Annotated in this window: 12 protein-coding genes; 9 read left to right on the forward strand and 3 right to left on the reverse strand. The window is 66.7% G+C overall.

Annotation, left to right across the window (positions count from 1 at the left end; translation table 11 throughout):
• Positions 1–12 precede the first annotated feature (12 nt).
• Positions 13–1173, reverse strand: coding sequence for a methionine adenosyltransferase (locus HUS23_10815; protein ID QKT04265.1), 1161 nt, complete (start codon positions 1171–1173; stop codon positions 13–15).
• A 123-nt stretch (positions 1174–1296) separates the two neighbouring features.
• Positions 1297–2106: a PhnD/SsuA/transferrin family substrate-binding protein gene (locus HUS23_10820; protein ID QKT04266.1), complete on the reverse strand. Its 810-nt coding sequence runs from the start codon at positions 2104–2106 to the stop codon at positions 1297–1299.
• A gap of 330 nt (positions 2107–2436) precedes the next feature.
• Here HUS23_10820 and tkt point away from each other — a divergent pair, with 330 nt between their 5' ends.
• From tkt to HUS23_10845, 5 genes are all read left to right on the forward strand, one after another.
• Positions 2437–4431 (forward strand): transketolase, encoded by a 1995-nt coding sequence (tkt, locus tag HUS23_10825; GenBank protein ID QKT04267.1) that lies wholly within the window; start codon positions 2437–2439, stop codon positions 4429–4431.
• Between the two features lie 70 nt (positions 4432–4501).
• Positions 4502–5515, forward strand: a complete 1014-nt coding sequence (gene gap, locus HUS23_10830) for a type I glyceraldehyde-3-phosphate dehydrogenase (GenBank protein QKT04268.1) — start codon at positions 4502–4504, stop codon at positions 5513–5515.
• Between the two features lie 112 nt (positions 5516–5627).
• Positions 5628–6806, forward strand: coding sequence for a phosphoglycerate kinase (locus HUS23_10835; protein ID QKT04269.1), 1179 nt, complete (start codon positions 5628–5630; stop codon positions 6804–6806).
• A 242-nt stretch (positions 6807–7048) separates the two neighbouring features.
• Positions 7049–8515, forward strand: a complete 1467-nt coding sequence (pyk, locus tag HUS23_10840; GenBank protein ID QKT04270.1) for a pyruvate kinase — start codon at positions 7049–7051, stop codon at positions 8513–8515.
• A 143-nt stretch (positions 8516–8658) separates the two neighbouring features.
• Complete coding sequence (locus HUS23_10845; protein ID QKT04271.1) at positions 8659–9732, forward strand: fructose-bisphosphate aldolase class II; 1074 nt, start codon at positions 8659–8661, stop codon at positions 9730–9732.
• 221 nt (positions 9733–9953) lie between these two features.
• On the opposite strand, the gene HUS23_10850 is transcribed toward HUS23_10845, so the two are convergent.
• Positions 9954–10517 carry a hypothetical protein gene (locus HUS23_10850; GenBank protein QKT04272.1) on the reverse strand — a complete coding sequence of 188 codons (564 nt, stop codon included), beginning with the start codon at positions 10515–10517 and terminating at the stop codon, positions 9954–9956.
• A 152-nt stretch (positions 10518–10669) separates the two neighbouring features.
• Here HUS23_10850 and HUS23_10855 point away from each other — a divergent pair, with 152 nt between their 5' ends.
• Genes HUS23_10855 through treY form a run of 4 tightly spaced genes read left to right on the forward strand, consistent with a single transcriptional unit; the run spans position 10670 to position 19533 of the window.
• Positions 10670–11374: a hypothetical protein gene (locus HUS23_10855; protein ID QKT04273.1), complete on the forward strand. Its 705-nt coding sequence runs from the start codon at positions 10670–10672 to the stop codon at positions 11372–11374.
• Positions 11371–12612, forward strand: coding sequence for a glycosyltransferase (locus HUS23_10860; protein ID QKT04274.1), 1242 nt, complete (start codon positions 11371–11373; stop codon positions 12610–12612). The genes HUS23_10855 and HUS23_10860 overlap by 4 nt, the downstream gene beginning before the upstream one ends.
• 37 nt (positions 12613–12649) lie before the next feature.
• On the forward strand, positions 12650–16645 hold the full coding sequence (glgX, locus tag HUS23_10865) for a glycogen debranching protein GlgX (protein QKT04275.1): 3996 nt from the start codon (positions 12650–12652) through the stop codon (positions 16643–16645).
• 5 nt (positions 16646–16650) lie between these two features.
• Positions 16651–19533: a malto-oligosyltrehalose synthase gene (treY, locus tag HUS23_10870; protein ID QKT05050.1), complete on the forward strand. Its 2883-nt coding sequence runs from the start codon at positions 16651–16653 to the stop codon at positions 19531–19533.
• Positions 19534–19575 lie beyond the last annotated feature (42 nt).

The following is a 19575-nucleotide window of genomic DNA, read 5'->3' on the forward strand; positions in this document are numbered from 1 at the left end:
GCATTCGTTCCCCTACAGCTTAGCGTCCGCGCGCAGCACCTCGGCCTTGTCGGTGCGCTCCCAGGTGAAGGTTTCCTCCGTGCGGCCGAAGTGGCCGTAGGAAGCGGTGGGGCTGTAGATCGGACGCAGCAGGTCGAGCATCTCGATCAGGCCGCGCGGGCGCAGGTCAAAATGCTCGCGGATCAGGGCGACCAGGCGCTCTTCGGGCAGCTTGCCGGTGCCGAAGGTCTCCACGCTGATGGAGGTGGGTTCGGCCACGCCGATGGCGTAGGACACCTGTACCTCACAGCGCTCGGCGAGGCCCGCGGCGACGATGTTCTTCGCCACATAACGCCCCGCATAGGCGGCCGAGCGGTCCACCTTGGACGGGTCCTTGCCCGAGAAGGCGCCACCGCCGTGGCGCGCCATGCCGCCGTAGGTGTCCACGATGATCTTGCGGCCGGTGAGGCCGCAGTCGCCCACCGGCCCGCCGATCACGAAGCGCCCGGTCGGGTTGATGTAGTAGCGCGTGTCCTTGTCCAGCCACTCATGGGGCAGCACGGGCAGGATGATCTCGTCCATCACCGCCTCTTGCAGCACCTTGCCTTCGATGTCCGGACTGTGCTGGGTGGACAGTACCACCGCGTCGATGCCCACCGGCTTGCCGTCTTCGTAACGGAAGGTCACCTGGCTCTTGGCGTCGGGTCGCAACCAGGGCAGGGTGCCGTTCTTGCGCACCGCGGCCTGGCGTTCCACCAGGCGGTGCGCGTAAGTGATCGGGGCGGGCATCAGCACGTCGGTCTCGTTCGAGGCATAGCCGAACATCAGGCCCTGGTCGCCGGCGCCCTGCTCGTGCTCCTCGCTCTCGTCCACGCCCATGGCGATGTCCGGCGACTGCTTGTCGATCGCGGTCAGCACCGCGCAGGAACCCCAGTCGAAGCCCATTTCCGAGCTGTTGTAGCCGATGCGCTTGACCGTCTCACGCACCACCTCCTGCATATCCACCCAGGCGCTGGTGCTGATCTCGCCCGCCAGAATGACCATGCCCGTCTTTACCAGCGTTTCGCAGGCAACGCGCGCGCGCGGGTCTTGCGCCAACAGGGCGTCGAGAATGGCGTCGGAGATCTGATCCGCGACTTTGTCGGGATGCCCTTCGGAAACGGATTCGGAGGTAAAGAGGTGCCTGTTGGCCATGAGCCTACCTTGGTTAACTTAGAAAGAGGGGGTCCCTGGGACTGAGCGCGCTAGTTTAGACGCAGGGCCCAGCCTTGACAATCGAGCCGAACCGCCGTGCGCTGCGGCACGGCGTTTCACGGCTCAATAGCCCCAGACGCCGGTCAGCAGCTCATGATAGCCGTCATAGGTCTGCGTCGAGGCCGCCTCGAAGCCCGGCAGGTTGATTGCCTGAAGCATGGCGCGGCCGGCGGCCGTGCGCTCGGCGCCGAGCAGCGCGCCCGTGATTGCCTGTCGCGTGGCCGCGTCGACGCCGGGTGCGGCGGAGAGGGCCACTTGCGGGGCGGGTTCGGTGGTGGTGACCACGTTCAGCATGGGGTAGGCGTTCATCAGCGGTGTGGGCACCATGGCCGCGGCGGCCTCTCCCTTGAGCAGCCGGTCGAGGGCAACGATCGAGTCGTCGGCATCGAGAAAGCGCGGCTGGCGCACGGGGTTGGGGAACATCTCGGCCAGGCGCACGGCACCCAGGCTGGGCGAGGGCAGGGTGAGCAAGGTATGGTTGATCAGGTCTTCGGGGTCGAATACCAGCACGTCCGGGGCGGTCACCAGGCTGAAGGTTACCGTATCCGGCTGCTTGGCAAGTATCCGGTAGTCCATGCGGTGAACCCGGAAATCGGTGAAATGCGCCGCGTCCAGTATCAGGTCATAGCCGCCGCGGCGCATGGTCTCCCAATAGGTGACGAAGTTGCGGGCCGTGACGAGCTTGATGGTGTGGCCGGTCACGTCGCTGAGATAGTCCGCCAACGGCTGGAAGGCAGCGCGGGTCTGCTCCGGCGGCAGGATGGGCTGCACGACGAGGGTGTATTCGGCGGCCCGGGCGTGCGGGGCGAGCAGCAGCGCCAGTGCGAGGCCCAGCAGCCAGGGGGCTGCGCGGCGGGTCGTTGAGGCTTTCATGCGTGCACCTCCCGTTCGTTATTAAAGGAATGTGCGGGGGCAGGGTCAGTGTATGGGTACGATGGGGGCGCGCGCAAGCGCGCGAGCGGCGCCGTCCGGCGCTATTGCCCCCGGGGGCGCATCTGGGGGAAAATGGTCAATTCTTGTGCTCGGACTAGACCCTCGGGCATGCACAGAATTCCAAGCACCGCACGCGCGGCATCTGACGCGCTCATCGCCTATGCTGGCTGGATTCGCAGGCGGGCGCTCACGGGAGCCCCGCTCGCGCGAGGTCGTAGTGCGTGCGTGCCGTCTTTCAGTAGCAGTTATTCGACCTTATAGGAGACAGCAATGCCATCCCGCAGAGAGCTCGCTAACGCCATCCGTGCGCTCAGCATGGACGCCGTCCAGAAGGCCAAGTCGGGGCACCCCGGCGCCCCCATGGGCATGGCCGATATCGCCGAGGTGCTCTGGAACGACTTCCTGCGCCACAACCCGCAGAACCCCAAGTGGGCGGATCGCGACCGCTTCGTGCTCTCCAACGGCCACGGTTCCATGCTGCTGTACTCGCTGCTGCACCTCACCGGCTACGACCTGCCGATGGACGAGATCAAGCAGTTCCGTCAGCTGCACTCCAAGACCCCCGGGCATCCCGAGTACGGTTACGCGCCGGGCGTGGAGACCACCACCGGCCCTCTCGGGCAGGGCATCACCAATGCGGTCGGCATGGCCATCGCCGAGAAGGCGCTCGCCGGTCACTTCAACCGCGAAGGCCACAAGATCGTCGACCACTACACCTATGTGTTCATGGGCGACGGCTGCCTGATGGAAGGCATCTCCCACGAGGCCTGCTCGCTGGCCGGCACGCTGGGCCTCGGCAAGCTGATCGCCTTCTGGGACGACAACGGCATCTCCATCGACGGCCACGTCGAGGGCTGGTTTACCGATGACACCCCCAAGCGCTTCGAGGCCTATGGCTGGCACGTGGTGCGTGCCGTCGACGGCCACGACGCCGAGGCGATCAAGAAGGCCATCCAGGAGGCCCGTTCGGTCAACGACAAGCCGACGCTGATCTGCACCAAGACCGTGATCGGCTTCGGTGCGCCCAACCTGTGCGGCAGCCACGACTGCCACGGCGCGCCGCTCGGCGACGATGAGATCAAGGCCACCCGCGAGAACCTGGGTTGGAACCACCCGCCCTTCGAGATCCCGGGCGACGTCTATGCGGGCTGGGACGCGAAGGAGAAGGGCAAGACCGCCGAGCAGCATTGGCAGGAGAAGTTCGACGCCTACCGCCAGGCCCATCCCCAACTGGCGGCCGAGTTCGAGCGCCGCATGGCCGGCGAGCTGCCCGAGAATTGGGCCGACCACGCCCAGGCCTACATCGAGAAGACCCAGGAGAAGGGCGACACCATCGCCAGCCGCAAGGCTTCGCAGAATGCCATCGAGGCCTACGCCCCGGCGCTGCCCGAACTGCTCGGCGGCTCGGCCGATCTGGCCGGCTCCAACCTGACCCTGTGGTCCGGCTCCAAGGGGCTCAGTGCCACCGAGTCCGACGGCAACTATATCTACTACGGCGTGCGCGAGTTCGGCATGTCGGCAATGATGAACGGCATCGCGCTGCACGGGGGCCTGATTCCCTACGGCGCCACCTTCCTGATGTTCTCGGAGTACGCGCGTAACGCGTTGCGTATGGCGGCGCTGATGAAGGTGCGTTCGCTGTTCGTGTTCACCCACGACTCCATCGGTCTGGGCGAGGACGGCCCCACCCACCAGGCGGTCGAGCAGACGGCGACACTGCGTCTGATCCCGAACATGAAGGTTTGGCGCCCCTGCGACGCGGTGGAGTCCGCCGTGGCGTGGCGCGCGGCCATCGAGCGCAAGGACGGGCCGAGCTGCCTGATCTTCTCGCGCCAGAATCTGCCGCACCAGGCGCGGAGCAGCGAGCAGCTCGCGCAGATCGCGCGCGGCGGCTACGTGCTGCGCGACTGCGAGGGCACGCCCGAGGCGGTGCTGATCGCCACCGGCTCCGAGGTGGGACTGGCGATGGACGCGGCCGAGGCGCTGGCCGGCGAGGGTCGCCGGGTGCGCGTGGTCTCGATGCCGAGCTGCGAGGTGTTCGATGCGCAGGACGACGGCTACCGCCAGGGCGTGCTGCCGAACGGCGTGCCGCGCGTCGCGGTCGAGGCCGGCGTGACCGCCTATTGGGCGCGCTACGTGGGCCTTGAGGGTCGCGTGGTCGGTATCGATACCTTCGGCGAATCCGCGCCCGCGGGTGACCTGTTCAAGCACTTCGGCTTTACGGTGGACAATGTCGCCAACGCGGTGCGTGAGGTGCTGAAGTAGTTTTTGAGGGGCCGGACGTCTCCGTGACGCTCCGGCCCCGCCGGTTTTTCAACTGCTGTGGAGAGCATAAATGGCGATCAAAGTAGCGATTAACGGCTATGGCCGCATCGGCCGCAACGTGCTGCGCGCGCTGTATGAGAGCGGTCGCAACAAGGACATCCAGATCGTGGCCATCAACGACCTGGGTGACGCCAACACCAACGCGCACCTGACCCAGTACGATACGGTGCACGGCAAGTTCAACGGTACGGTCTCCGTGGAAGGCGATTACATGATCGTCAACGGCGACAAGATCCGCGTGCTGGCGCAGCGCGATCCCTCCAAGCTGCCCTGGGGCGAACTGGGTGTGGACGTGGTGCACGAGTGCACCGGTTTCTTCACCAGCAAGGACAAGGCCTCCGCGCACCTGGCCGGCGGCGCCAAGAAGGTGATCATCTCCGCCCCCGGCGGCAAGGACGTGGACGCCACCATCGTGTACGGCGTGAACCACGACACGCTGAAGGCGAGCGACACCGTCATCTCCAACGCCTCCTGCACCACCAACTGTCTGGCCCCGCTGGTCAAGCCCCTGAACGACGCCATCGGCATCGAGCACGGCCTGATGACCACGGTGCACTCCTACACCAACGACCAGGTGCTGACGGACGTGTTCCACAGCGACCTGCGCCGCGCCCGCTCCGCCACCATGTCCATGATCCCGACCAAGACCGGCGCCGCCGCCGCGGTCGGCCTGGTGCTGCCCGAGCTGAACGGCAAGCTGGACGGTTTCGCGGTGCGCGTGCCGACCATCAACGTCTCGTTGGTGGATCTGACCTTCGTGGCCAAGCGCGCGACCTCCAAGGAGGAGATCGACCAGCTGATGAAGGACGCCGCCAACGGTCCGTTGAAGGGCATCCTGGCCTATAACGACAAGCCGCTGGTCTCCATCGACTTCAACCACGACCCCGCCTCCAGCACCTACGAGTCTTCGCTGACCAAGGTGATGGAAGGCAACCTGGTCAAGGTGCTGTCCTGGTACGACAACGAGTGGGGCTTCTCCAACCGTATGTTGGACACCACCGTGGCGCTGATGAACGCCAAGTAAGTCGTGATCGCCGCCGCCCGGTTCGCCGGGCGGCGCGTTTCGCCTGTCGAGAGGTTCTACGCGAGCGTCCCGTTCCCGTAGACCCTCTTCAGAAAGTACAAGGGAGACTTCGATGTCCGTAATCAAGATGACCGACCTCGACCTGGCCGGTAAGCGCGTCCTGATCCGCGAGGACCTGAACGTCCCGCTCAAGGACGGCAAGGTCGCCGACGACACCCGCATTCGTGCCTCCATGCCGACCATCGAGGCGGCGATGAAGGCCGGCGCGCGGGTGATGCTGATGTCGCACCTGGGGCGCCCCGAGGAAGGCGTGTACGAGGAGAAGTACTCGCTGGCGCCGGTGGCCGCGCATTTGTCCGGCCTGCTCGGGCGCGAGGTGCGCCTCGTGAAGGATTGGCTGGACGGCGTGGACCTGGCCGACGGCGAAGTCGTGATCTGCGAGAACGTGCGCTTCAACCAGGGCGAGAAGAAGAACGACGACGACCTGGCCAAGAAGATGGCGGGGCTGTGCGACGTGTACGTGATGGACGCCTTCGGCACCGCGCACCGCGCCCAGGCCTCCACCCACGGCGTGGCCAAGTACGCGCCGGTGGCCTGCGCCGGCCCGTTGCTGGCGGCCGAACTGGATGCGTTGGGCAAGGCCCTGGACAACCCCAAGCGCCCAATGGTCGCTATCGTCGGCGGCTCCAAGGTGTCCACCAAGCTGACCGTGCTGGAGTCGCTGTCCAAGGTGGTGGATCAGCTCATCGTGGGCGGCGGTATCGCCAACACCTTCATCGCCGCGGCCGGCCATCCGGTCGGGAAGTCGCTATACGAGGCCGATCTGGTCGATGAGGCCAAGCGCCTGTCGGCGGCGGCCAAGGGGCGCGGCGGCGACATCCCGGTACCGGTGGACGTGGTGACCGGCAAGGAATTCTCCGAAGCGGCCAAGGCCGAGCTGAAGGACGTGGCGCAGGTGGCGGACGATGACATGATCTTCGACGTCGGTCCCAAGACCTCCGCCGAGTTCGCGGAGATCCTCAAGAGCGCGGGTACCATCGTGTGGAACGGCCCGGTCGGCGTGTTCGAGTTCGACCAGTTCGGCAAGGGCACCGAGGCAATGGCCAAGGCCATTGCCGAGAGCAGCGCCTTCTCGATCGCGGGCGGCGGCGACACCCTGGCGGCGGTGGCCAAATATAAGGTGGGCGACAAGATCTCCTACATCTCCACCGGCGGCGGCGCCTTCCTGGAGTTCCTGGAGGGCAAGAAGCTGCCCGCGGTGGCGATTCTGGAGGAGCGTGCGGCCGGCTGATTCGCGGCCGCCGCGCAGGTAGTAGACTAGGTGGCTGCGGCGGACGACATGGACGTTCTTTTCGCGCTGTGCCACCCGCCTGAGGCGGGGCGCGCGTCGGCGCGCCGCCATGGGCGAGGCAGGTGGATGCGGACACGGAGGTCGGGGCGCTCCGGCGCGCATCCGGGATCCATCGCCGGCGCATGGGCGCCGGCGCGGCGCGGCCCCCATGGCCGATTCCGTACGTTTGAGGAACAGCTCCTTTGTTGAGACGAACCAAGATCATCGCCACACTCGGGCCTGCCACCGACGAGCCCAAGATGCTCGATAAGATCATTGAGGCAGGGGTGGACGTCGTGCGGGTCAATTTCTCGCACGGCACCGCCGAACAGCACATCGAGCGCGCCGAGCGGGTGCGCAACCGCGCCCGCGCGCACGGCCGCCAAGTCGGTGTGCTGGCCGATCTGCAGGGGCCGAAGATTCGCATCGAGCAGTTTCGCGACGGCCCGGTTGAACTCGTCGAGGGCGAGACCTTCATCCTCGATGCGAGCTGCGCCCCCGACGCCGGTGACAAAGAGCGCGTCGGCATGGCCTACAAGGAATTGCCCAACGACGTGCGGCGGGGCGATACGCTGCTGCTGGACGACGGCGGCATCGTGCTGTGGGTGGACGAGGTCAGCGGCCCCGAGGTGATCTGCCGGGTGGTGCAGGGCGGGCGCCTGTCCGACCGTAAGGGCATCAACCGCCTGGGCGGCGGCCTGTCGGCGGCGGCCCTGACCCAGAAGGACCGTGAGGACATCAAGACGGCCGCCAAGATGCAGGCCGACTATGTCGCGGTGTCTTTTCCGCGCAGCGCGGAGGATATCCACGAGGCGCGGGCCCTGCTTCAGGCCGCCGGCTTCAAGGGCGGCATCGTCGCCAAAATCGAGCGCGCCGAGGCGGTGGAGGCGGCCGAGTCCATCATCGAGGCGGCCGACGCCATCATGGTGGCGCGCGGGGACCTGGGCGTCGAGATCGGTGACGCGGCGCTGCCGCCGGTCCAGAAGAACCTGATCAGCATGGCGCGCACCATGAACCGCGTGGCGATCACCGCGACTCAGATGATGGAGTCGATGATCACCAAACCGATCCCGACCCGCGCCGAGGTGTTCGACGTGGCCAACGCGGTGCTGGACGGCACGGACGCGGTGATGCTGTCGGCCGAGACCGCCACCGGGCGCTATCCGGACCGCGCCATCGGCGCCATGGACCGCGTGTGCCGCGAGGCGGAGAAGCAGCGCATGGTGACGGTGTCCGAACACCGCATCAACACCTGCTTCAAGTACATCGACGAGGCCATTGCGATGGCCACGATGTACACGGCGAATCACCTGGGCGTGAAGGCCATTATCTCGCTGACCGAGTCGGGCTCCACGCCGCTGTGGATGTCGCGCATTACCTCGGGCATTCCGATCTACGCGCTCACCCGCCATGTGGAGACGCGCCGGCGCGTGACGCTGTACCGGGGCGTGTACCCGGTGAGCTTCGAAAGCGTCAGCACCGACCATGCTACAGTGAACAAGGATGCGGTGGACGAGCTGCTGCGGCGCGGTGCCGTGCGCGACGGGGATCTGGTCATCATCACCAAGGGCGACCTGATCGGCCAGCGCGGGGGCACTAATGCGATGAAGATCGTCAAGGTCGGCGAGTTGCTGCAGCCGGGCGGCAGCGAGGACGTGGTCAACGTCTGAGCACCGCCGCCGCGCGCGCGGCAGTGGCCGCAGCGCGCAGCGAATCCGTTTGGTAGGAACCGCGTATAGCGTGGAGGGAGCCGCCCCCGGGCGGCTTCCGGCATTCGAGTCAATAACCTGAAACTTAGACGAGGAGGTCCATCATGGCCCTGATTACGCTGCGACAGCTGCTGGACCATGCTGCTGAGCATGGCTACGGCATGCCGGCATACAACGCCAACAACATGGAACAGGTGCACGCCATCATGCAGGCCGCCGCGGCGGTCGATTCACCCGCCATCATCCAGGCCTCGGCCGGCGCGCGCTCCTATGCGGGCGAGCCGTTCCTGCGCCACATGATCGTGGCCGCCGCCGAGATGTATCCGGACGTGCCGATCGTGCTGCACCAGGACCACGGCGGCGACCCGGGCGTGTGTCTGCGCTCCATCCAGAGCGGCTTCACCTCCGTGATGATGGACGGCTCCCTGATGCCCGACATGAAGACTCCGTCCACCTACGAGTACAACGTCGAGGTGACCCGCAGGGTGGTCGAGATGGCGCACGCCGGCGGCGTGTCCGTGGAAGGCGAGCTGGGTTGCCTGGGTTCGCTCGAGACCGGCATGGCCGGTGAAGAGGACGGCTCCGGCGCCGAGGGCAAGCTGTCGCACGACCAGCTGCTGACCGATCCCAACGAGGCCGCCGACTTCGTGGCCAAGACCGGCGTGGACGCCCTGGCGATCGCCATCGGCACCAGCCACGGCGCGTACAAGTTCACCCGTCCGCCCACCGGCGACATCCTGGCGATCCAGCGTATCAAGGAGATCCATGCCCGCATCCCCAACACCCATCTGGTGATGCACGGCTCCTCCTCGGTGCCGCAGGAGTGGCTGGAGATCATCAACAACTACGGCGGCGACATGGGCCAGACCTACGGCGTGCCGGTCGAAGAGATCCAGGAAGGCATCAAGCACGGCGTGCGCAAGGTCAACATCGACACCGACCTGCGTATGGCCTCCACCGGCGCGGTGCGCAAGTTCCTGGCCGAGAACCCCAAGGAGTTCGATCCGCGCAAGTTCCTGAAGGCCTCCACCAAGGCCATGATGGAGATCTGCAAGGCCCGCTACGAGGCCTTCGGCTGCGCCGGCATGGGCTCCAAGATCAAGGCGGTCGGCCTCGAGGAAATGATGAAGGCCTACGCGTCCGGCAAGATGGACCCGAAGGTGCAGGCCGCCGCGTAAGCGTAGCGACCTCAGGCAGTATCGAAAGGCGGGCTTCGGCCCGCCTTTTTTTTGTCGGTCCCCCTCGGAAACGACGCGGATATAGCGTTCGAAACCCCCGTAGCCCTGGCGCACCGCACCTTTGGGCAGGCTCAGTCCGATCAGCAGCGAACCCGCGAACACGCTGCCGAGTTGCGCGCCGGTGCCTGGCGCTCCTCCCACACAAACGGCATGTGCCCCAGTTAATAGGCGGCGAGATGGCGCGCGAGCAGAAAGCCGATCAGAACGAGCGCGATGATGGGCAGCTGCTGCAGGTAAGTGGAGGGGCAGTAGGTCCAGCCGGGGGGGACGTCCGGCCCCTGCATCATTGCCTCGTGGCGCATGCCGGGCATCATCGGCAGTAGGATCGAGAACCCGATCACCAGCGCCGCCACCAGAGTGGTGTTCGCGTAGGCCGCGGCGCTCGGCACCCAGAACACCATGGGCGCGAGCAGCAGCCACAGCGCGACGCCGGTATTGGCCCAAGGCGCCCACGCGTGACGCTGCGACAGCGCGAGCGCGCCGAAGATCATGATCAAGAGCCCGCTTGCGAAGTCGCTCCAGGCCATCAGCCGGTTGCGCAGTTCGGGGTCGGGCAGGCCGCGCTCGGCGGTGACGCGCGCGACCTCCGGATCGACCACGGGACCGAAGCCGTAGCCCAAGATGGCAGGACTGCTGACTAGCCAAGCGCCGAGCCCGATGACCAGCCACTGAGCCCACAGGACGCTGTGGTGCTGGTCGTGCCGATGCTGCGCGTGCTCGTCCATGAGCGCCCTCCTGCTGCTGCTCCTTGCCTTTGTCCAGTATGGCCAATGCGTTCCAGCAGGCCAGGCGCCGGCCGTGTCACGTTGCGATCAAGGGCTGCTCGACTAGACTCTAAAGCCTGTAACGCCAACGACATACAACCACGGAGACCAGCATGGAGCAGGGCTCGGCAACGCCCACCGGCGGCACGCGCGCGCGCGGGCGTCACCCCTTTGCGATCCGGGACTGTGCCCTCATCGCGATCGCCACGGGCAAGCGCGCACAGAACCTCAAGGAACTGCGCGACCATCTACTGACCATCAATCCGGCGAGCATCTATTACCACTTCTGGGGCGGCCTGTTGGAGACGGGGTTCGAGGAGCGCGAGTTCAACAACGACTTCGCCATCTGGGCGAGAAACGCCCTGCACGACTTCCCGCTGTCGGAGCGCCTGGCGGTGATCGACCCGAGCGCCTACACCGGTCTCGAGTCACTGCGCCAGGAGCTGATCGACATCATCGAGGAGCGCATCGACGAGAGCGAGTACCTGCCGTGGACGCGCACCGACCAGCAGTTCGAGTTCATCCACTCGCAGATCGTGGTGTTCAACACCCGGCGCACGCTGGAGTGCCCCGAGGACTTGCCGGCGGGCGTGGCGCAGATGTCCACCAGCAGCATCTTCTACCACTTCATTGATGCGCGCCGGCGCTCCTCGGAAGGGCTGGACGATTTTCGCGCCTGGCTGTGCTCCTACGGCGAGCCGTATAGCGAATTGTGCGATCGCCTGGCCGACATCGATCCGTTCTTCATCACGCTGACCAATCTGCGTCGCCAGCTGAGTGCGGTGTTTGGCGACTACTTCGGCGAGGCCGCGTCATGACCACGATGCTCGAGGCCTATGCCCGCGTCGCGGGCGAAGACGTCATCGATCACCTACGTCAGCTCTCCGAACCGCTGCGCGGGATGAAGGTGGTGCACATCAACTCCACGCGCGTGGGCGGCGGGGTGGCCGAGATCCTGGATAAGCTCGTCCCGCTCATGGCGGAACTGGGCATGGACACGCGCTGGGAGGTGATCTCGGGGGCCGGTGAGTTCTACCACACCACCAAGAGCTTCCATAACGGGCTGCAAGGCAACCCCGTGAACCTTACGGAGTCGATGCTGAAGGCGTTCGAGGAGACCAATGAGCAGAACGCCGAGCGTTTGCGTCCGGTGCTCGAGGAGGCGGACGTGGTGTTCATCCACGACCCGCAACCGGCACCGCTGCTCGAACTCTGCCCGAGCCGGCGCGGCAAGTGGATCTGGCGCTGCCACATCGACGCGAGCCACCCCTATCGCCCCGTGTGGCGTTATTTGCGCCAGTGGCTGCAGAACTACGACGCCAGCGTGTTCTCCTTGGCGGGCTTTGCCCAGTCGCTACCGCATCCGCAGTACCTCATCCCGCCGAGCATTGATCCGCTCAGCGAGAAAAACATGGAGCTGCCGGAGGACGAGGTGCGCGCGGTGTTCTCGCGCTTCAACCTGCGCGAGGGCGAGCCGGTAATGGTGCAGATCTCCCGCTTCGACCGCTTCAAAGACCCGGTCGGCGTGGTGCAGGCCTACCGGCTTGCCAAGCGCTTCACCCCGCATCTGCAATTGGTGCTCGCCGGCGGCGGCGCCTCCGACGACCCCGAGGGCGAGGCGGTGCTCGAAGAGGTGCGCGCCGCCACCGGCGACGACGAGGACGTGCATCTGCTGCTGCTGCCGCCCGATGCGCATCGCACCATCAACGCCCTGCAGCGGGCGGGTGATATCTTGTTGCAGAAGTCGCTCAAGGAGGGCTTCGGCCTGACCGTGACCGAGGCGATGTGGAAGGGCAAGCCGGTCATCGCGGGCGACACCGGCGGCATCCGCCTGCAGGTGATCAATCACCACACCGGCTTCCTGGTCAACACGCCCGAAGGGGCCGCGCTGCGCACGCGCTATTTCCTACGTCATCCCGAGAAGTTGCAGGAAATGGGCGCCAAGGCGCGCGAGTTCGTGCGCGAAAACTTCCTGCTCACCCGCCAACTGCGCGAGTACCTCACGCTCATGGTGGGCTTGCAGCATGGGGCGAAGGACCGCATCGAACTCGACTAAGCCGCGCACCATAAGAACGACGCCACATGGAGAGTATATGAATCGACCGAGTGCGGTCTGGTCCGGCCGCCCGTATCCCCTGGGCGCGGTCTGGGATGGTGAGGGCGTCAACTTCGCCCTGTTCTCCGAACACGCCGAACGGGTGGATCTGTGCCTGTTCGACGCGCGCGGGCGGCGCGAGATCGAAACCATCAGGTTGCGCGAGCAGACCGACCTGGTGTGGCACTGCTACTTGCCCGAGGCGCGCCCGGGCCTGTTGTACGGTTACCGCGTATACGGCCCCTACAAGCCGGAGGAGGGGCACCGTTTCAATTCGAACAAGCTGCTGCTCGACCCGTATGCGCGCGCCATCGAAGGCACCATGCGCTGGAGCGACGCGCACTTCGGCTACCGGCTCGGCGACCGGCGCGCGGACCTGTCTTTCGACCGGCGCAACAGCGCCGCGGGCATGCCCAAGTGTCGCGTGGTCGACCAAGCTTTTACCTGGGGTGACGACCGGCGGTTGAATACGCCCTGGCACGACACCGTCATATACGAGTTGCACGTGAAGGGCTTCACGGAGTTGCACCCGGAGGTATCGCCCGAGTTGCGCGGCACCTACGCGGGTCTGGCCACCGCGCCGGTCATCGACCACCTGCAACGCCTGGGGGTCACGGCGGTGGAGCTGCTACCGGTGCACGCGTTCGTCGACGACCGCCACTTGGTCGAGAAGGGTTTGCGCAACTACTGGGGTTACAACTCCATCGGATTCTTCGCGCCCGAACATCGCTATTTGAGCGGCGGGGACATCGCCGAGTTCAAGACCATGGTCAAGACGCTGCACTCGGCCGGCATCGAGGTGATTCTGGACGTGGTGTACAACCACACCGCCGAGGGCAACCACTTGGGGCCCACCTTGTCGTTCCGAGGCATCGACAATAAGGCGTACTACCGCCTGGTGCCCGGCGACGAGCGCTATTACATGGACTACACCGGCTGCGGCAACACCCTCAACATGATGCATCCGCGCGTGCTGCAGCTGATCATGGACTCGCTGCGCTATTGGGTGCTGGAGATGCACGTGGACGGCTTTCGCTTCGACCTCGCCTCGGCGCTCGCGCGCGAGTTGCACGAGGTGGACCGCTTGGGGGCGTTCTTCGACATCATCCATCAGGATCCCGTGCTGTCGCAGGTCAAGCTCATCGCCGAGCCCTGGGATCTTGGCGAGGGCGGCTATCAGGTGGGCAACTTCCCGGTCGGCTGGACAGAATGGAACGGTAAATACCGCGACGCGGTGCGCGCCTATTGGAAGGGCGAGGGTGGCCTGATCGGCGACCTTGCCTACCGCCTTACCGGCTCCAGCGATCTATACGAGACCAACGGTCGGCGCCCGCACGCGAGTATCAACTTCCTCACCGCCCATGACGGCTTCACGCTGCACGACCTGGTCAGCTACAACGACAAGCACAACGCGGCGAACCTCGAGGACAACCGCGACGGTGAGGATCACAATCGCTCGTGGAACTGCGGCGTGGAGGGACCGACCAACGACCCGCAGGTGCGGGCGCTGCGCGCGCGGCAGAAGCGCAATTTGCTCGCCACCTTAATTCTCTCGCAAGGCGTGCCCATGCTGCTCGCCGGCGATGAGCTCGGGCGCACCCAGCAGGGCAATAACAATGCCTACTGCCAGGACAACGAGCTCAGTTGGGTGGACTGGAAGCTCGATGCGGAGGATCGCGCCTTCCTCGAGTTCGTGGAGCGCTTGGTGGCGCTGCGCCGCGAACATAATGTGTTTCGCCGCCGCCACTTCTTCCGCGGGCGGGTCATCGATGAGCGCGGCATCAAGGACGCGATGTGGCTCAACCCCGACGGCAAGGAGATGAGCGAGGCGCAGTGGCACGAGTCCTTCGCCCGTTGCCTCGGCATGTTCATCGCGGGCGAGGGCCTGGAGGAACGCGACGCGCGCGGGCGCCCGCTCTTGGATGATGACTTCCTGCTGCTCATCAATGCGCATCACGAGGAGATAGCTTTCACCCTTCCTGATTTCATTCCCGGTGCCGCGGCGTGGCAGGCGGTGCTGGACACCTACTACGAGGCGGCGGTGCAGCCCACCACGCGCTTCTTTCCGGGCGAGAGTTATCCTTTGCAGCCGCGCTCGCTGGTGTTGCTCGCCCAGATCAAGCGCGGCACCCTGGCGGCCGAGGGTGGTTACGAGCGTCGCCATCGCATGCCCTACGGTGCCGAGCTGCAGGCCGACGGGCGGGTGCGTTTTCGCCTGTGGGCGCCGAGCGCCGAGCGGGTCGACCTGTGCCTGGAGGGCGAACCCGAGCAGGTGCTGCCGATGGACGCCGACGCCGACGGCTGGTTTGTGCTGATCACCGACCAGGCGCGCGCCGGCAGCCGGTACCGCTTCCGTATCGACGGCGACCTGCGGGTCCCCGATCCGGCCTCGCGCGCCCAGGCCCGCGACGTGCATGACCCGAGCGTGGTGGTCGATCCGGCCGCCTTCGTGTGGCACGACGGCGACTGGCGCGGGCGCCCGTGGGAGGACGCGGTGTTCTACGAGGTGCATGTCGGCAGCTTCACGTCGGAGGGTACTTTCCAGGCGCTGAAGGCCCGCCTCGACCACCTGGTGGAATTGGGCGTCACCGCCTTGGAGCTGATGCCGGTGGCCGACTTCCCCGGTGCGCGCAACTGGGGCTACGACGGTGTGCTGCCGTTCGCGCCCGATAGCCGTTACGGCACGCCGCAGGACTTGAAGGATTTGGTGCAGACGGCGCACGCCAAGGGACTGATGGTGTTTCTGGACGTGGTGTACAACCACTTCGGGCCGGAGGGCAACTACCTGCATACCTACGCCAAGGCGTTCTTCACCGACCGGCACAAGACGCCGTGGGGCGACGCGATCAATTTCGACGGCCCGGACAGCCGCTTCGTGCGCGATTTCTTCATCCATAACGCCCTGTACTGGCTCGACGAGTATCACTTCGACGGGCTGCGCCTGGACGCCGTGCACGCCATCGAGGACGACAGCACGCCGGACATCCTCACCGAGTTGGCCGAGGCGGTGCGCGACGGGCCGGGCAAGCACCGCCAGGTGCATCTGGTGCTGGAGAACGACAAGAATCAGGCGCGCTATCTCACGCGCGATCCGCTCGGACGCCCGGCGTGGTACGCCGCGCAATGGAACGACGACATCCATCATGCGCTGCACTGCCTGGCGACCGGTGAGCGCGACGGCTACTACGCCGATTACGCTCCCGACGCGCTCGCGCACCTCGCGCGCTGCCTGAGCGAAGGCTTCGCCTATCAGGGCGAGCCCTCTCCCTACCGCGACGGCGAGCGGCGCGGTGAGCCGAGCGCCGAGCTGCCGCCGGGCGCCTTCGTGAGCTTCATCCAGAACCACGACCAGGTGGGCAACCGCCCGTTCGGCGACCGGCTCACCCACATTGCGCGCCCCGTGGCGGTGCGCGCGGTCACCGCCGTGTTCCTGCTCGCCCCCGCGCCCCCCATGCTGTTCATGGGGCAGGAGTGGGGCAGTGCCAAGCCGTTTCCGTTCTTCTGTGACTTCGGACCGGAGCTCGCCGACGCGGTCACCCGCGGCCGGCGCGAGGAATTCGCCGGCTTCGAACGGTTCCGCGATCCGGCGGCGCTGGAGCGCATTCCCGACCCCAGTGCGCCGGAGACCTTCACCCACGCCGTGCTCGACTGGCAGGAAGTCGAGCGCGAGGGCCATCGCGAGTGGTTGGCACTGCACCAACGCCTGCTCGCCTTGCGACATCGGATGCTCATGCCCCGCCTGAGCGGCGCCCGCGCCGAGCCCGAGGCCACGCAGACCGGGCCGGGCGGGCGCCTGCAGGCAGCATGGACGCTGGGCGACGGCAGTCGCTGGACCCTGCTGGCCAACCTGAGTGCCGAGGCCGTGCGGGATGTGACGCGCCCGGCCGGCAAGGTGGTCTACCAAAGCGACGGCGGGCTGGTGGAGCGTCTGGACGGTGGCGAGCTGCCGCCGTGGTCGGCGATCTGGCTGTTGCAGTCGGCGGTGGCGTCGTGAGCGAGCTGCACCGGCAAGGCGCGCGCGTCCCGCGCGCGACCTATCGTATCCAACTGCACCGGGAGTTCACCTTCCGCGACGTCGAGGCGCTGGTGCCCTACCTGCACGCCCTCGGCGTCAGCCACTTCTATGCCTCGCCGTATCTACGGGCGCGGGCGGGCAGCCTGCACGGCTACGACATCGTCGACCACAACGCGCTCAACCCGCAGATCGGCAGCGAGGCGGACTTCGCGGCGCTGGTTCAGGCGCTGGCGGCGCACGGCATGGGGCAGATCCTCGATATCGTGCCCAATCACATGGGGGTGGGTGGCAACGACAACGGCTGGTGGCTGGACGTGCTGGAGAACGGCCAAGCCTCGCAATATGCCGCCTTCTTCGATATCGACTGGCGGCCGGTCAAGGACGCCCTACGCGGTAAGGTCCTGCTGCCGGTGCTGGGCGAGCCCTACGGCGCGCTGCTCGACAGTGGCCAACTCAAGCTGGTGTTCGACGCCGAGCGCGGCGCCTTCCGGGTCGAGTACTACGAGCACCACTTCCCGGTCGACCCGCACAGCTACCCGCGCGTCCTGCGCCTGCGCCACGAGCAGCTGGCCGAGCGGCTCGGGCGCGAGCACCCGCGGTTGCTGGAGTTCGACAGTCTGGTGGCGGCCTTCGAGCACTTGCCCGAGCGCTGGCGCTCGGACCCGAGCGAGTTGGAGGAGCGTCGGCGCGACAAGGAGATCCACAAACGGCGCCTGGCGGCATTGTGCGAGACGGCGCCGGAGATCCGCGCCTATGTGGAGGAGGTCACCGCCCGCTTCAATGGCGAGGTGGCGGAGTCGGACGACGGCGCCGAGCGTTATGGTCTGCTGCACGAGCTGTTGGAGGCGCAGGCCTATCGACTGGCGCATTGGCAGGTCGCCTCCGACGAGATCAACTACCGCCGCTTCTTCGACATCAATGATCTGGCCGGGCTGCGCATGGAGCGGCGCGAGGTGTTCGAGGCGACCCATCGGCGCATCCTGTCCATGGTGCGCGAGGGCATGCTGCACGGGCTGCGCATCGATCACCCCGACGGCCTCTTCGACCCGGCGCGTTACTATCGCGATCTGCAGGCGGCGGTCGGCGAGCACCCGCTGGGCCTGTATGTGGTGGCCGAGAAGATTCTGGCCGTGTACGAGCACCTGCCCGAGGACTGGCCGGTGCACGGCACCACCGGCTACGACTTCACCAATCTGGTCAACGGGCTGTTCGTCGATTCGGCCGCCGAGCGGCCGCTGACCCGGTTCTACGAGCGCTTTACCGGCGAGCGCAAGCGCTTCGACGAGCTGCTCTACGAGCGCAAGAAGTTCATCGCCCAGCGCGTATTGTCCAGCGAGCTCACCGTGCTCACCAACCGCCTCGACCAGATTTCCGAGGCCGACCGCTATACGCGCGACTTCACCCAGAACGGCCTGCGCGAGGCGCTGTCGGAGGTGGTCGCCTGTTTCCCGGTGTATCGCACCTACGTCACGGGCGAGCACGTCGCGGAGGAGGACCGCCGTTACGTCGACTGGGCCATTTCGCAGGCGCGCAAGCGCGCCAACGTCGACGATCAAATCTTCGACTTCCTGCGCGCCGTGTTGCTGTGCGAGGGCTTGGACGGGCGCACGCCCGAGTACCGCGCCGCGGTGGTGGATTTCGCCATGCGCTTCCAGCAGTACAGCGCGCCGGTGATGGCCAAGGGGCTGGAGGACACCAGCTTCTACATCTACAACCGTCTGCTGTCGCTCAACGAGGTGGGCGGCGATCCGCGCCGCTTCGGCGTCTCGCCGGCGGCCTTCCACCACGCCAATCTCGAGCGCGCCAAGCGCTGGCCCTCCGGCATGCTGAGCAGTTCCACCCACGACACCAAGCGCAGCGAGGACGTGCGCGCGCGGCTCAATGTGCTGAGCGAGCTGCACGAGCCGTGGCGCGAGCACGTGGTGCGCTGGGGCAAGCTCAACCGGCGCCGGCGCCGCGAGGTCGCCGGCGTCATGGCGCCCACGCGCAACGACGAGTACCTGCTGTATCAGACCTTGATCGGCGCGTGGCCGCTGGAGGGGCTGGCCCTGGACGGTGATCTGGCGCCCTGGGACGCGGCGGCCTGGGAGAGGTTCCGCGAGCGCGTCGAGCAGTACATGATCAAGGCGTTGCGCGAGGCCAAGGTGAACACCAGCTGGATCCGCGTGAACGCCGCATACGAGCACGCCATGCTGGAGTTCATCCGCGCGCTGTTTGCGCACCGCGAGCAGGCGCCGTTCTTTGCCGATTTCCTGCCGTTTGCGCGGCGCGTGGCGCGACTGGGGATGTACAACAGCCTGTCACAGACCCTGCTGAAACTGACCGTGCCCGGCGTGCCCGACATCTATCAGGGCAACGAGATCTGGGACTTCAGCCTGGTCGATCCGGACAACCGCCGCCCCGTGGACTATGAACGGCGGCGCGGGCTGCTCGAGCGGCTGCAGCAGGGCGAGGCGGCCGGCGTCGACGCGCGCGCCTTGCTCGATGACATGGCGAGCGGCGTGCCGAAGTTGTATGTGACGTGGCGGGCCCTGCACGCGCGGCGCGCGCACCCCGACTTGTTCCAGCAGGGGAACTACGAGGCCTTGGAGGTGGCGGGCGAGCGCGCCGCGCACCTGTGCGCGTTCGCGCGGGCGTTGGACGAGGCGCTGTTGGTGGTGCTGGTGCCGCGTCTCTACGCGACGCTCGCGCCGGACGAGACGCTGCCGCTGGGCGAGACGGCCTGGGGCACGACCACGGTCGCGCTGCCGCCGGGGCGTTATCACGACCGTCTCGGCGGCGGCAGCTATGTCGCCGACGGTGAGCCGGTCGCGGTCGCGGAACTGCTGCGCGCATTCCCGCTGGGCCTGCTGACCCGCGAGCCGTAGCACATCGCCGCCGTGCCCGACGTGGCGCTTCGGGCACGGCGT

Source organism: Ectothiorhodospiraceae bacterium 2226 (genome assembly GCA_013348725.1).
Taxonomy (GTDB): domain Bacteria; phylum Pseudomonadota; class Gammaproteobacteria.